Raw genomic sequence first — 14,259 nt, forward strand, 5'->3', positions numbered from 1 at the left:
GCGCCTACGCTTCGAGGAGAGAGATCATGGCCAACCGTTTGAATAACGATTTTCAGTTTGTCGACGTGGGTCGTAAAGACCCACAGAAAAAACCGGCGCACACCCGGGCCAAAGAGTTCGCAGAAATTTACGAGCCGTTCAAGCCCACCGATGCGGCGAGCCAAGCGCACCGCTGCTTGCACTGCGGCAACCCTTACTGCGAGTGGAAGTGCCCGGTACACAACTATATTCCCAACTGGCTGCAGCTGGTGGTGGAAGGCAACATCATCGAGGCTGCCGAGCTATCCCACAAAACCAACTCGCTGCCGGAAGTGTGTGGCCGCGTGTGCCCCCAGGATCGTCTGTGCGAGGGTGATTGCACCTTGAATGACGGCTTTGGTGCGGTGACGATTGGTTCGGTGGAGAAGTACATCACCGATACCGCCTTTGCCATGGGCTGGCGCCCGGATATGTCCAAGGTGGTGTGGACCGATAAGAAAGTCGCGATTGTCGGTGCAGGCCCTGCGGGCTTGGGCTGTGCCGACATTCTGGCGCGCAACGGCGTCAAGCCGGTGGTGTTCGATAAGTACCCCGAAATTGGCGGTCTGCTGACCTTCGGTATTCCTGAGTTCAAGCTGGAAAAGAACGTCATGGAGCGCCGCCGCGCGGTCTTCGAGGAGATGGGCGTCGAGTTCCGTCTGAATACCGAAATCGGCACCGATGTCGAGTTCGAGACGCTGCTGCAGGAGTACGATGCGGTGTTCCTGGGTATGGGGACGTACAAATACATGCAGGGTGGCTTCCCCGGTGAAGACCTGCCCGGCGTCTATAAGGCGTTGGACTTTCTGATTGCCAACGTCAACCGCCGCTTGGGTTTCGAGAAGGACCCGAACGACTTCATCTCGATGGAAGGCAAGCGCGTGGTGGTGCTGGGCGGTGGTGATACTGCGATGGACTGTAACCGCACCTCGATTCGTCAGCGTGCTGCCAGCGTGACCTGTGCCTATCGCCGCGATGAAGAGAACATGCCGGGTTCGCGCCGCGAAGTGGCCAACGCGCGGGAAGAGGGCGTCGAGTTTCTGTTCAACCGCCAGCCGGTCGCGGTAGTTGGTGAAGATAAGGTCGAAGGCGTGAAGGTGGTTCGTACGCGCCTGGGCGAGCCAGACGAAAACGGCCGTCGCCGCCCGGAAGTCGTGCCGGGATCTGAAGAGATCATTGCCGCTGACGCCGTGGTGGTCGCCTTTGGTTTCCAGGCAAGCCCGGCGCCGTGGTTCGAAAGTGCCAAGATCGACGTCAACGATTGGGACCTGGTCAAAGCGCCCGAGCACGGCCAGTACGCCTTCCAAACCAGCAACGAAAAAATCTTTGCCGGTGGCGACATGGTGCGCGGCTCCGATCTCGTGGTCACCGCTATTTATGAAGGGCGTCAGGCGGCTGAGGGCATCCTGGATTACCTAGGGGTTTGATTTTTTTCGCGGGGTTCTCCAGCCCCGCGACATTACCCGCCTCAGGCCAACGCGAGGGCGCTGTTAACCCATCCTTGGGCGCTATTTTCGCCATCCATGGCGAAATACCTTCGCGTTGGCCTGATCCCGGCGTCGTCAGTTCTCATCCTTCATTAGGTGGCCTCGGCAGTTCAAATTGAGCCTTAAGGCGTACTCTGCTATTCTGTCGTCCCATCCTGGTGTGGCTTTCTGTTACGCCTTTTGATCACGTTTCGACAGGTTTTCCATGACACGATATATCTTCGTGACCGGCGGCGTTGTGTCCTCTCTTGGCAAGGGCATCGCGTCTGCCTCGCTGGCGGCGATTCTAGAGGCCCGCGGCCTTAAGGTCACCATGCTCAAGCTCGACCCGTACATCAACGTGGACCCGGGCACCATGAGTCCTTTCCAGCACGGCGAGGTATTCGTCACCGAGGATGGCGCCGAGACGGACTTGGACTTAGGTCACTACGAACGCTTCATTCGTACCAAAATGACCCAGGGCAACAACTTCACTACGGGCCGTGTGTACGAACACGTGCTGCGCAAAGAGCGCCGTGGCGATTATCTGGGCGGCACCGTGCAGGTCATTCCGCACATCACTGATGAAATCAAGCAGCGCGTCTACGCCGGTGGCGAAGGCTTCGACGTGGCGCTGGTGGAGATCGGCGGTACGGTCGGCGATATCGAGTCACTGCCCTTCCTGGAGTCCATTCGTCAGATTCGCAGCGAGCTTGGCGCCAGCCGCGCCATTTACATGCACCTGACTCTGGTGCCGTACATCAAGACCGCTGGCGAAACCAAGACCAAGCCGACACAGCACAGCGTCAAAGAGTTGCGCTCCATCGGTATCCAACCAGACATTCTGATTTGCCGTAGCGAAGTCGAGCTCGAAGAGAGCGAGCGCCGCAAGATTGCGCTGTTCACCAATGTGGAAGAGCGTGCAGTAGTGCCGCTGCAAGACGCCGACACTATCTACCGCATTCCGCTGATGCTCCACGAGCACGGTCTAGACGATATCGTCTGTGACAAGCTGCGCCTGGAAGCGGCACCTGCGGACCTGTCGGAGTGGGTCAAGGTACTCGATGCAAAGCTCAACCCGCTGAAGTCCGTCAGCATCGCCATGGTCGGCAAGTACATGGAGCTGCTGGATGCCTACAAGTCGCTGAATGAAGCGCTGATCCACGCGGGTATTCAGGGTCGAATCAAGGTCAACGTCGACTATATCGACTCCGAAGACATCGAGCGTCACGGCACCGAGCGCCTGGCAGGCAAAGACGCCATTCTAGTGCCCGGTGGTTTTGGCGAGCGCGGTGTGGAAGGCAAGATTCTGACCGCTCAGTTCGCTCGCGAAAACAACATCCCTTACCTGGGTATTTGTTTGGGTATGCAGGTAGCGGTGATCGAGTTCGCGCGTAACGTAGCTGGTTGGAAAGACGCCAACTCCACCGAGTTTACCCACGACACCAAGCACCCCGTCGTGGGCTTGATCACTGAGTGGATCAACGCCGAAGGCAAGATCGAGCTCCGCGATGCGGCCTCGGATCTTGGCGGCACCATGCGCTTGGGTGGCCAGGTTTGCCATTTGAAGTCAGGCAGCAAAGCCCGCGAAGCCTATGGGGCTGACGAGATCGTCGAGCGTCATCGTCACCGCTTCGAGGTCAATAACCAGTTCATCGATGAGCTGGAAACGGCAGGCCTGGTGATTTCCGGCAAGAGCGTCGATCAGTCTCTGGTGGAGATGGTCGAGCTGGCCGATCACCCCTGGTACGTGGCGTGTCAGTTCCATCCAGAGTTCACGTCCACCCCGCGTGATGGTCACCCGCTCTTCTCGGGCTTCGTCAATGCCGCGTTAGAGCACAAAACGGCACGGACCCGTGCCCACGCCGCACCTCAGGAATAAAGGGGGAAGCATGTCTTCTCAGTCTCCATTCCCAGAGCATCACATCCACGTTGCCGGCTTAACCGCCGGCAATTCTTTGCCACTCATGCTGCTGGGCGGTATGAACGTACTGGAGTCGGCGGAGCTGGCCGATGAAGTCGCACAGGCTTATGTGAATGTGACGCAAAAGCTGGGCATGCCGTATGTGTTCAAGGCCAGTTTTGATAAAGCGAACCGCAGTTCGATCCACTCCTACCGCGGGCCTGGGCTGGAAAAAGGCCTGCAAATCCTGGCCGATATCAAGGCCCGCCATGACGTGCCCATCATCACCGACGTGCACGAGCCGTGGCAGGCAGCGCCTGCGGCGGAAGTCGCCGACATCATCCAACTGCCGGCCTTTTTGGCGCGCCAAACCGATCTCGTCGTAGCAATGGCGAAAACCGGTGCGGCGATCAACATCAAAAAGCCGCAGTTTCTGGCCCCGCACGAAATGCGCCATATCCTCACCAAGTTTCAGGAAGCGGGCAACGACCGCCTGATGCTATGTGAACGCGGCACCAGTTTTGGCTACAACAACCTCGTCGTGGACATGCTGGGCTTTGGCGACATGAAGCAGACCGGTTACCCGGTGTTCTTCGATGTCACCCATGCTCTGCAGCGTCCGGGTGGCCGGGCGGACAGCGCCGATGGCCGCCGTGCCCAGGTTGCCGAGCTTGCTCGCGCGGGTGTGGCAGTGGGCTTGGCCGGGCTGTTTTTGGAAGCTCATCCAGACCCCGATAACGCCAAGTGCGATGGCCCCTGCGCACTGCCACTGGACCAGCTCGAGCCGTTTCTGACCCAACTGTCACAGCTGGACGCACTGGTCAAAGGCTTCGACCCCTTGACCATCCGTTAATCGCGGCGGATATCCGTGGTATACATTGGACCTCTCATCGATTAGACCGACAACCAAAGGACACTGTCATGACCAAAATTGTTGAAATCAGTGCGCTGGAAGTGCTCGATTCGCGCGGTAACCCGACCGTTCAAGCCACCGTACGTTTGGAAAGCGGTGCCGTCGGCGTTGCCTGTGCCCCCAGCGGTGCCTCCACGGGCTCCCGCGAAGCACTCGAACTGCGTGATGGCGACAAGGCGCGCTACCTCGGTAAAGGCGTTTTAAAAGCCGTCGAGGCCGTGAATGGCAAGATTCGTGATGCGTTGTTGGGCATGGATGCGCGGGACCAGCGCGGTTTGGACAATGCCATGCTGGAGTTGGATGGCACGGATAACAAGGCGACTCTGGGAGCCAATGCGATTCTGGCGGTGTCGCTCGCGGCAGCCAAGGCGGCGGCCAATGCTAAAGGCGTGCCACTGTATGCCCATATCGCCGAGCTTTACGGCCAGCCCGGCCAGTACAGCATGCCGGTCCCGATGATGAACATTCTGAACGGCGGCGAGCACGCGGACAACAACGTGGACATTCAGGAGTTCATGGTGCAGCCGGTTGGCGCTACGAACTTCCGTGAAGGTCTGCGTATGGGCGCAGAGATCTTCCACGCCCTCAAGAAAGTGCTCTCTGCCAAAGGGCTGTCTACCTCGGTGGGTGATGAAGGCGGTTTTGCGCCAAACCTGGCATCCAACGCCGACGCGCTGGCGGTCATCAAGCAAGCCGTTGCCGATGCGGGTTACACGTTGGGGAGCGATGTCACCTTGGCCTTGGACTGTGCTTCCTCCGAATTCTATAAAGACGGCCAGTACGACCTCTCTGGCGAAGGCAAGCGCTACGACGCCGAAGGTTTTGCGGACTACCTGGCGGGCCTGTGTGCCGACTACCCCATCGTGTCTATCGAAGACGGCATGGACGAGTCCGACTGGGCCGGTTGGAAAGCCTTGACCGACAAGCTGGGCGACAAGGTGCAGCTGGTGGGGGACGACCTGTTCGTCACCAATACCAACATCCTCAAGCGTGGCATTGACGAGCAGATCGGTAACTCGATTCTGATCAAGTTCAATCAGATTGGCTCGCTCTCCGAAACTCTCGACGCGATCAAAATGGCCCAAGATGCGGGCTTTACGGCGGTCATCTCCCACCGTAGTGGTGAAACCGAAGACACCACCATTGCCGATCTGGCCGTAGGCACCTGTGCGGGACAAATCAAGACCGGCTCGCTGTGTCGCTCTGACCGTGTCGCGAAGTACAACCGCCTGCTGGTGATCGAAGCCGAGCTGGGTGATGTGAGCTACCCCGGTTTGAAAGCCATCAAAGGCCAATAGGTCAAAAATATAGCGTTCGCGTGTAAGAGATCTCTCAAAAATTTGTAAGAGATCTCTTACAAATGCCGACGACATTCGCTCGGAACCGTGTAGGAAAAAGCGAATTTTTTCACTAATCTTAATTTAAGCCGTTGATATTTAAGATTTTTTTGTCTGAAGGGCGAGCCGGGGAGGCTCGCCCTTTGTATTTTCTGCTGGCTTGTGAAGTTAGCCTGTTCTGCCACAATGCACACAGGACAAGGGGAGGCAAGGATGCTTCAGGCAGGATGCAACGGGATGTAAGTAGGTGCGCCGGGTGACACAGTGATGTGAGCCCTGGCAAGGACGTCACCTAAGGAGGTTGACACAGGGAGTGGTCAGAGGAAGTGCTTGGAGCGGGCGGCCTACGGGCCGCCTTTTTTTGTGCAGGCCATTTACGCAATCATGAATGTCTTCCATCCGACCACAAAAAAACCAGCGTAAACGCTGGTTTTTTTGTGGTGTGCTAACACTCTGCGCTCAACGCTCGAGTTTTTCCAGCTTACCCGTTTTGCCATCCCACTCTTCTGCATCGGGCAGAGGGTCTTTCTTCTCGGCAATATTGGGCCATACTTCGGCCAGCTCCGCGTTGATCTCGATGAAAGGCTCCTGGCCATCGGGCAGCTCATCCTCAGAGAATATCGCCTCAGCAGGACACTCTGGCTCACACAGCGCGCAGTCAATGCACTCGTCTGGGTGAATGACCAGGAAGTTGGGGCCTTCGTAGAAGCAGTCGACCGGGCAAACTTCCACACAGTCGGTGTATTTGCATTGGATGCAGTTCTCGGTAACGACAAACGTCATCTTGCTATCCCTCTTGCGAGACCGAGAAGCCTCCCGGTCGTGGTCAATCGTGAATGGTTATAAATCAGCGATTTTTTATAAGGTAAAAAAGTATGGGCGACATTCTAGTGGTGCCCATACCCGGCGGCAAGCGCTCGCGCTCATCTGTTGATGCGATTACTGCCGCTCATTATATCCATTGTCTATAGCAGCTCTCGCCACTGATACAACAGGGCCAGCGCTTCGCGAGGCGACAAGTCGTCGATATCCGCCTTGCCGAGCGCTTCTACCACCGGGTGCGGGACGCTGGCGAACAGGTCGTTTTGCTGCGGTATCGCAGGGCTCGCTGAGGGCCGCTGCTGCTCGTCGACATCCCGCTGCTCGAGCATCATCAGCTTTTCCCGAGCGCGACGAATCACCGGAGCCGGGACCCCGGCGAGTTGGGCGACCTGTAAGCCATAACTCTGGCTGGCGGGGCCCGCCTCGATACGGTGCATGAACACGATGCCATCGCCGTGTTCCGTTGCCGTCAAATGAATATTGGCGACGCCCTCCGCCTGCTCAGGCAGTGCCGTCATTTCAAAATAGTGCGTGGCAAACAGCGTGAGCGCCCGGGCGTTGGCGAGATGCTCGGCGCTCGCCCAGGCCAAGGAGAGCCCGTCGAAGGTGCTGGTGCCGCGGCCAATCTCATCCATCAGGACTAGGCTGTGCTCGGTGGCATTATGCAGGATATTGGCGGTTTCGGTCATTTCCACCATGAAGGTCGAGCGTCCCCCGGCGAGATCATCCGACGAGCCAATCCGGGTAAAGATGCGATCGACCGGACCGATCTCAGCGGCATCGGCAGGCACGAAGCTGCCGCTATGGGCCAGCAGTGCAATCAGCGCCGTCTGGCGCATGTAAGTCGATTTACCGCCCATATTGGGGCCGGTAATGATCAGCATGTGCTGCTCTGGGGTGAGCAGTACGTCGTTGGGCACGAACGGCTTATCGCTGACCTGCTCTACGACGGGGTGACGGCCCGCCGTAATCGTGATGCCGGTGCTGTCGACCAACTGCGGGCGCACCCAGTTGAGCGCATCGGCGCGCTCGGCGAAGGCGCACAGCACGTCTAACTCTGCGAGCGCTCGGGAAGTGTTTTGTAGCTCGTGCAACTGGGCATTGAGGTCAGCCAGCAGCTGATCGTAAAGCCATTTTTCTCGAGTGAGCGCGCGCGACTTGGCAGAAAGCGCTTTGTCCTCGAACTCCTTGAGTTCTGGAATGATGAAGCGTTCGGCGTTTTTCAGCGTTTGACGACGGATATAGTCGGCGGGCGCCTGCTGTGCCTGGGCGCGGGGCAGCTCGATGAAGTAGCCGTGCACGCGGTTATACCCGACTTTGAGGTTGGCGAGCCCGGTACGCTCACGCTCTCGCAGCTCCAGTTGTACGAGGTAGTCGCCCGCGTTTTCGGCCATGCCTCGGTGCTCGTCCAGCTCGGCATCGAAGCCGTCGGCGATGACGCCGCCATCCCGAATCACCACGGGCGGGTTGTCGACCAGCGCGCGTGCTAGCGTATCGGCCAGCTCGGGGTAGGGGCGAATGTGTGGCTTGAGGCTATCCAGGGCACTGCCGCTGTCGATATCGGCCAGCAGCGCTTCCAGCGTGGGCAGCGTGGCGAGCGCATCTCTCAACCGTGCGAGATCTCGCGGTCGGGCGCTATAAAGAGCGACACGGGCGAGTATGCGTTCCACATCGCCCACATCGATTAATGTTTCCCGCAAGCTCATATAAGCGGCATCGATGGAGAGCAGGGCAACGCCGGCTTGGCGGCCTTCGACGATCTCTCGCTGACGCAACGGGCGATTCAGCCAGCGTTTTAAAAGCCGTGACCCCATGGCGGTCGTGCAGGTGTCGAGCACGCTGGCCAGGGTGTTGTCACTGCTGCCCCCCAGATTGATGTCGATCTCCAGGTTGCGGCGGCTGGCGGCGTCGATCACCACGGCATCATCGCGGTTCTCTACGCTGATGGCCGTCACGTGGGGCAGGCGCGAGCGCTGGGTGTCGCGGGCATAGTCGATCAAGACACCGGCCGCGATCAGCGCCGTGGAGAGGTGCGCGCAGCCAAAGCCACGCAGATCGCTGACCTCGAACTGGTCACACAGGCTGCGGGTGGCGCTCTCCAGATCGAATAGCCACTCCCCCTGTCGGCGTAGGCTGCGCTTTTGCGACCACACATCGGGCAGCGTCAGGCTTTCGGGGACCAACAGCTCTGCCGGAGAGAGCCGGGTCAACTCGGCGAGCATTTCCGCTTCGCTCTCGACTTCCAGCACGTTGAAGCGACCGCTGGAGAGCTCCAGCCACGCCACCCCCCAGCCCGCCTTGCCGGGGGCAACGGCCACTAGAACGTTATCTCGCCGTGCATCGAGCAGGGCTTCGTCGTGCAGCGTGCCGGGTGTCACGATACGCACGACCTGGCGCTCGACGGGCCCTTTGCTGGTGGCCGGGTCGCCGATTTGCTCGCATATTGCGACCGATTCGCCCCCAGCCACCAAGCGCGCCAAATACCCCTCGGCGCTGTGGTAAGGCACTCCCGCCATGGGGATGGGCTTGCCCCCCGATTGGCCGCGTTGCGTCAGCGTAATATCCAGCAGCGCGGCGGCGCGTTTTGCGTCGTCGAAAAATAGTTCGTAAAAATCCCCCATGCGGTAAAACAGCAGTACCTCGGGGTGCTCGCGCTTGATCTTAAGGTATTGCGCCATCATTGGCGTATGGGCGGGGCTGGCCTGTGACATGGGCGTCCTGATTGAGCGTGGCGCAAGCGATTGGCTTGCGGCATGTTCGTTGGGCAATTTCGTTGAGAAAGCTAAACGCAGTATTCTACGCTACCCTAAGGTCCTACATGAAGGAGTCACCATGGCCCCCAGCGTTTCAAGCCTCAAGAACCTCGATCTATCGCTGCTTGCCCAGCGCCTGGGGCGGCAATGTCTTCAACTGGGCATGGAAGTGACCACCGCGGAGTCCTGCACCGGTGGCGGCATCGCCAGCGCCATTACCTCGGTGGCCGGCAGCTCGGCTTATTTTACGGCCGGTTACGTCACCTACTCCAACGCCGCGAAAACGCGCCTGCTAGGCGTCGAGCAAGCGACGCTCGATGCCCACGGCGCGGTCAGCGAGCCGGTGGTGAAGCGCATGGTGGCCGGTGCTTGTCGTGAGAGCGGTGCCGATGTGGCCGTGGCGGTGAGTGGCGTCGCCGGACCCGATGGCGGCAGCGATGACAAGCCGGTCGGCACCGTATGGATCGCTTGGGGCGGTGCCGAACAGCAAGAAGCCGAGTGTTTCCATTTTCCTGGCGACCGCCAAGCGGTGCGTGAGCAGGCGGTGCGCGAAGCACTGGCAGGGCTGGTGGCTCGGTTGAGCGCCCAAGCGCAGAAGAAATAATCGTTAAAGTAGCCGTTGAGGATTTGTTTAGCCGCGAATCTTTGGCATACTACTGGCTAATTATACAGCTTGTTATGAGGAATCTCTGCATGGCTCAGGAAGACAACCGCACCAAAGCGCTCAATGCCGCACTCAGTCAAATTGACCGCCAGTTTGGCAAAGGAACCGTCATGCGCCTCGGCGATGCGCCACGCGTCGTGATGCCGTCTGTCTCCACCGGTTCTCTGGGGCTGGATATTGCGCTGGGAATTGGTGGTTTGCCGTTTGGTCGCGTCGTCGAAATCTTTGGTCCAGAGTCGTCGGGTAAAACGACCCTGACGCTGTCGGTCATCGCCCAGGCGCAAAAGCAGGGCAAAGTGTGTGCTTTCGTGGATGCCGAGCACGCGCTCGACCCTAGCTACGCCGAGAAACTGGGCGTCAACCTGGACGACCTGCTGGTCTCTCAGCCGGACACGGGTGAGCAAGCGCTGGAGATTACCGACATGCTGGTGCGCTCCGGCGGTGTCGATGTGATCATCATCGACTCCGTGGCGGCGCTAACCCCGCGTGCCGAGATCGAAGGCGAAATGGGCGACTCCCACGTCGGTCTGCAGGCGCGTTTGATGTCCCAGGCGCTGCGTAAAATCACCGGTAACATCAAAAACGCCAACTGCTTGGTGGTCTTCATCAATCAGATTCGTATGAAAATCGGCGTGATGTTCGGCAGCCCCGAGACCACGACCGGCGGTAACGCGCTGAAGTTCTACTCCAGCGTTCGCTTGGATATTCGCCGCACCGGTTCGGTGAAGGCGGGAGACGAAGTCACCGGTAACGAAACCCGCGTGAAAGTAGTGAAGAACAAGGTGGCGCCGCCGTTCCGTCAGGCCGAGTTCCAAATCCTGTACGGCAAAGGTATTTACCACGCCGGCGAGGTCATCGATCTTGGCGTGCAGTGCAACTTGGTCGATAAAGCGGGCGCTTGGTATAGCTACAAAGGCAACAAGATCGGTCAAGGCAAAGCCAATGCGGCCCAGTACTTGGAAGAGCATCCCGAGATCATGAACGAGATCGAGACTCAAATCCGTGAACAGCTCCTCGCCAAGGCCGAGCCGAAGAAAGAAGAAGCGCCCGCCGCGGATGTGGCCGCCGATGGCGACGACGATCTGCTCTAAACGGCCATTCCCGTTGGCGTGGAAAAGAGGAGGGTGCCATGTTCCCCTCTAATGCAGATGCCTCGCCACGGGACGTGGCTATTCAACTGCTGGCTCGACGCGAGTACTCGCGCGTCGAGCTGGCGCGTAAACTTCAGCAAAAATCCTTCGACGGCGTTGAAATCGAGGCCTGCCTCGATGCGCTGGCCGAACAGTCGCTTCAATCGGATGCGCGCTTTGCCGAGAGCTTCGTCCGTTCGCGAATTGCCCGTGGGCAGGGCGTGATCCGCATCAAGGGCGAACTTCGTCAGCGAGGTATCGATCAGGAAACGCTGACGGCTGCGCTAGCGGCCGTCGAGGAGCGAGAAGCCGTCGATTGGTTCGAGCTGGCCAAAGAGACCCTAGCAAGACGTTACGACTCCCCCGGCGATACACCCAAAGAGCGCGCCAAGCGCGAACGTTTTCTGGCGACACGTGGCTTTGACTTCGAGCAAATCCGCTACGCGCTTTCCTGCCTATAATACGCCCTTTGGAACCGCTCGTTTTAGGTTCTGCCACTAACTGCGGCTTTAGTCGTTTGACAACTGCGTTATAATGGATCCTTTGCGACCCCAGCGGGTGGCGGCGACAGCGCCCTGGGGCATCACGCTTTCTTGTTACGGATACCCTATGAAAAGCGCAGAGATCAGACAGGCCTTCCTATCGTTTTTTGAAGAGCACGGCCACACGGCAGTGCCGTCTAGCTCGCTGGTGCCGGGCAACGACCCGACGCTGCTGTTCACCAATGCGGGCATGGTGCCTTTCAAAGATGTGTTTTTGGGTCGTGACCCTCGCCCCTACGTGCGTGCCACCTCTGCTCAGCGCTGTGTGCGTGCCGGCGGCAAACACAATGACTTGGACAACGTAGGTTACACTGCGCGCCACCACACCTTCTTCGAGATGCTGGGCAACTTCAGCTTTGGTGATTACTTCAAGCGTGACGCCATTCGCTTTGCCTGGACATTCCTGACCGAAACCCTGGGGTTACCCAAAGAGAAACTCTGGGTCACCGTACATATCAGCGACGACGAAGCCGAGCGCATCTGGAAAGATGAGATCGGTATCGACCCCGAGCGTTTCTCCAAGCTGGACGAGGACAACTTCTGGCAAATGGGCGACACCGGTCCCTGTGGCCCCAGCTCAGAGATTTTCTTCGATCACGGCCCGGAGGTGTGGGGTGGCCCGCCTGGAAGTCCTGAAGAGGATGGTGATCGCTACATCGAGATCTGGAACCTCGTCTTCATGCAGTTCGAGCGCGATGCCCAAGGCACCCTCAACCCACTGCCGAAGCCCTCTATCGATACCGGCATGGGGCTGGAGCGTGTAGCGGCTGTCATGCAGGGCGTGCACTCCAACTACGAAATCGATCTGTTCCAGAATTTGCTCAAGGCGGCAGCAGACGCCACGGGACATGGCGATACCACCACGCCCTCGCTACGCGTCATCGCCGACCACATTCGCTCCTGCGCCTTCTTGATCGTCGATGGCGTGCTACCTTCCAACGAAGGTCGTGGCTATGTACTGCGCCGGATCATTCGTCGGGCGATTCGTCATGGCCACAAGCTGGGCGCGTCCGAGCCGTTCTTCCATAAGTTGGTGAGCGCTCTGGATGACGAAATGGGTGATGCCTACCCCGAGCTGCGCGATGCCAGCGAGCAGATCGCCCGCGTACTGCTGAAAGAGGAAGAGCAGTTTGCGCGGACGCTGGATCACGGTATGGGCTTGCTGAACGCGGCGCTCGAAGAGCTGCAAGGTGACGTGCTGCCCGGCGAAACCGTGTTCAAACTCTACGACACCTACGGCTTCCCGTTCGATTTGACTGCTGACGTGTGCCGAGAGCGTGAGGTGACACTGGATGAAGCCGGTTTCCAGCGTGAACTCGAAGCTCAACGCGAACGCGCTCGTGCCGCCAGCCAGTTTGGCGCGGATTACACGGTCTCTATCGAACTGGACGGCGAAACCCAGTTTACCGGCTACGAGCGGCTGGAAGACCAAGCCACCGTAACCGCCATCGTAGACAGCGAAGGCAACGCGCTGGCGGCTTTGGAAGCCGGTCAAAAAGGCACCGTAGTGCTCGATCGTACGCCATTCTATGGGGAGTCCGGCGGACAGGTGGGCGATACTGGCTACTTGCACGTCGATGGTGGTCGTTTTCAGGTGAACGATACCCAGAAGCAGAGTGGCCACCACCTTCACCAGGGGGTAATGGTCGAAGGGAGTCTGAGTGTCGGCGCCAACGTGCGCGGTGAAGTCGATGCCAGTCTGCGTGGCGCGACCATTCGTAACCACTCCGCGACCCACCTGCTGCACAAAGCACTGCGAATGGTGTTGGGGGATCACGTGCAGCAGAAGGGCTCGTTGGTCAACGCAGAGCGTCTGCGTTTTGACTTTAGCCACTTCGAACCGATGACCGCAGAGCAGCTTGCTGAGGTCGAGCGCATCGTCAACGAGCAAATCTTGGCCAACGCGCCGACCAAAATCGAGCAGATGAGCCTCGCCGATGCCAAGGCCAAAGGCGCGGCAGCACTGTTCGAAGCCAAATACGCTGATAACGTGCGCGTATTGACCATCGGTGCCGATGACTTCTCCATCGAGCTTTGCGGCGGTACCCATGTCAAGCGCAGTGGCGACATTGGCTGCTGCCACGTCGTCAGCGAAGTGGGCATTGCTTCTGGTGTTCGCCGTATCGAAGCGATCACCGGTGAAAACGCCTTGGCCTACTTCCGCGAACAGGAAGCGCGCGTGCAGCGCCTGGGCGAGCGTCTGAAAACCAAGCCTGAACAGGTGGAAGCCCGTGTCGAATCGCTGGTGGAGCGCAACCGCAGCCTGGAAAAAGAGCTCGAGCAGCTCAAAGCGAAGCTGGCGAGCGCGGCGGGCAGTGACATGCTCAGCCAAGTGCAAGATGTAGGCGGCGTGAAGCTGCTGGTCACCGAACTAGAAGGGGTCTCCGGTAAAGACCTGCGCGGCGTGCTGGATCAGTTGAAGAACAAGCTGGGCTCTGGCGTCATCCTGCTAGGCACGGCCGACAAAGCGGCTGGCAAGGTCAGTCTGATTGCCGGGGTGACCGGCGACTTGACCGATCGGGTCAAGGCGGGCGAGCTGGTCAACCATGTGGCTTCCCAGGTAGGCGGTAAAGGGGGCGGTCGCCCTGACATGGCACAGGCAGGCGGCAGTCAGCCAGAGGCGCTACCGGGCGCGTTGAACAGTGTCCCGGCTTGGTTGGAAAACACGCTTCGCTAAATAGAGAGGCCGGTGGCATTATTTGCTACCGGCC

The 14,259-nt window shown here is 59.1% G+C and carries 10 protein-coding genes; 8 read left to right on the top strand and 2 right to left on the bottom strand.

Going from position 1 to position 14,259, the window contains the following annotated elements; genetic code table 11:
* The first annotated feature begins 26 nt into the window (after nucleotides 1-26).
* The 4 genes from FHJ80_RS00555 to eno all read left to right on the top strand — a co-directional run bounded on the left by FHJ80_RS00555 (nucleotide 27) and on the right by eno (nucleotide 5,598).
* Nucleotides 27-1,445, top strand: coding sequence for an FAD-dependent oxidoreductase (locus FHJ80_RS00555; RefSeq protein WP_139525132.1), 1,419 nt, complete (start codon nucleotides 27-29; stop codon nucleotides 1,443-1,445).
* A 265-nt stretch (nucleotides 1,446-1,710) separates the two neighbouring features.
* Entirely contained in the window at nucleotides 1,711-3,366 is a 1,656-nt protein-coding gene (locus tag FHJ80_RS00560; protein ID WP_139525133.1) for a CTP synthase, read from the top strand.
* A gap of 10 nt (nucleotides 3,367-3,376) precedes the next feature.
* Complete coding sequence (gene kdsA / locus FHJ80_RS00565) at nucleotides 3,377-4,240, top strand: 3-deoxy-8-phosphooctulonate synthase (RefSeq protein WP_139525134.1); 864 nt, start codon at nucleotides 3,377-3,379, stop codon at nucleotides 4,238-4,240.
* 68 nt (nucleotides 4,241-4,308) lie between these two features.
* On the top strand, nucleotides 4,309-5,598 hold the full coding sequence (gene eno, locus FHJ80_RS00570) for a phosphopyruvate hydratase (RefSeq protein WP_139525135.1): 1,290 nt from the start codon (nucleotides 4,309-4,311) through the stop codon (nucleotides 5,596-5,598).
* A 498-nt stretch (nucleotides 5,599-6,096) separates the two neighbouring features.
* On the opposite strand, the gene fdxA is transcribed toward eno, so the two are convergent.
* Both fdxA and mutS read right to left on the bottom strand, forming a co-directional pair.
* A complete protein-coding gene (fdxA, locus tag FHJ80_RS00575; protein WP_139525136.1) occupies nucleotides 6,097-6,420 on the bottom strand; it encodes a ferredoxin FdxA in 324 nt (107 codons plus the stop codon).
* 182 nt (nucleotides 6,421-6,602) lie between these two features.
* The gene (gene mutS / locus FHJ80_RS00580) at nucleotides 6,603-9,170 is read right to left on the bottom strand and encodes a DNA mismatch repair protein MutS (RefSeq protein WP_139525137.1); all 2,568 of its coding nucleotides are present in this window, start codon (nucleotides 9,168-9,170) and stop codon (nucleotides 6,603-6,605) included.
* A gap of 121 nt (nucleotides 9,171-9,291) precedes the next feature.
* On the opposite strand from mutS, the gene FHJ80_RS00585 reads away from it, so the two are divergent.
* The 4 genes from FHJ80_RS00585 to alaS all read left to right on the top strand — a co-directional run bounded on the left by FHJ80_RS00585 (nucleotide 9,292) and on the right by alaS (nucleotide 14,225).
* The gene (locus FHJ80_RS00585; RefSeq protein WP_139525138.1) at nucleotides 9,292-9,816 is read left to right on the top strand and encodes a CinA family protein; all 525 of its coding nucleotides are present in this window, start codon (nucleotides 9,292-9,294) and stop codon (nucleotides 9,814-9,816) included.
* An 89-nt stretch (nucleotides 9,817-9,905) separates the two neighbouring features.
* Complete coding sequence (recA, locus tag FHJ80_RS00590; protein ID WP_139525139.1) at nucleotides 9,906-10,967, top strand: recombinase RecA; 1,062 nt, start codon at nucleotides 9,906-9,908, stop codon at nucleotides 10,965-10,967.
* 38 nt (nucleotides 10,968-11,005) lie between these two features.
* Nucleotides 11,006-11,467, top strand: coding sequence for a regulatory protein RecX (locus tag FHJ80_RS00595; RefSeq protein WP_139525140.1), 462 nt, complete (start codon nucleotides 11,006-11,008; stop codon nucleotides 11,465-11,467).
* A 148-nt stretch (nucleotides 11,468-11,615) separates the two neighbouring features.
* Complete coding sequence (gene alaS / locus FHJ80_RS00600) at nucleotides 11,616-14,225, top strand: alanine--tRNA ligase (RefSeq protein ID WP_139525141.1); 2,610 nt, start codon at nucleotides 11,616-11,618, stop codon at nucleotides 14,223-14,225.
* Nucleotides 14,226-14,259 lie beyond the last annotated feature (34 nt).

The sequence above is a fragment of the Halomonas sp. BL6 genome (assembly GCF_006228115.1).
Lineage (GTDB): Bacteria > Pseudomonadota > Gammaproteobacteria > Pseudomonadales > Halomonadaceae > Vreelandella > Vreelandella piezotolerans.

Excerpts from the sequence above, each read along its gene's own strand:
- FHJ80_RS00555 (WP_139525132.1), top strand. The coding sequence starts at position 27 with ATGGCCAACCGTTTGAATAACGATTTTCAGTTTGTCGACGTGGGTCGT.
- FHJ80_RS00560 (WP_139525133.1), top strand. The coding sequence starts at position 1,711 with ATGACACGATATATCTTCGTGACCGGCGGCGTTGTGTCCTCTCTTGGC.
- kdsA (WP_139525134.1), top strand. The coding sequence starts at position 3,377 with ATGTCTTCTCAGTCTCCATTCCCAGAGCATCACATCCACGTTGCCGGC.
- eno (WP_139525135.1), top strand. The coding sequence starts at position 4,309 with ATGACCAAAATTGTTGAAATCAGTGCGCTGGAAGTGCTCGATTCGCGC.
- fdxA (WP_139525136.1), bottom strand. The coding sequence starts at position 6,420 with ATGACGTTTGTCGTTACCGAGAACTGCATCCAATGCAAATACACCGAC.
- mutS (WP_139525137.1), bottom strand. The coding sequence starts at position 9,170 with ATGTCACAGGCCAGCCCCGCCCATACGCCAATGATGGCGCAATACCTT.
- FHJ80_RS00585 (WP_139525138.1), top strand. The coding sequence starts at position 9,292 with ATGGCCCCCAGCGTTTCAAGCCTCAAGAACCTCGATCTATCGCTGCTT.
- recA (WP_139525139.1), top strand. The coding sequence starts at position 9,906 with ATGGCTCAGGAAGACAACCGCACCAAAGCGCTCAATGCCGCACTCAGT.
- FHJ80_RS00595 (WP_139525140.1), top strand. The coding sequence starts at position 11,006 with ATGTTCCCCTCTAATGCAGATGCCTCGCCACGGGACGTGGCTATTCAA.
- alaS (WP_139525141.1), top strand. The coding sequence starts at position 11,616 with ATGAAAAGCGCAGAGATCAGACAGGCCTTCCTATCGTTTTTTGAAGAG.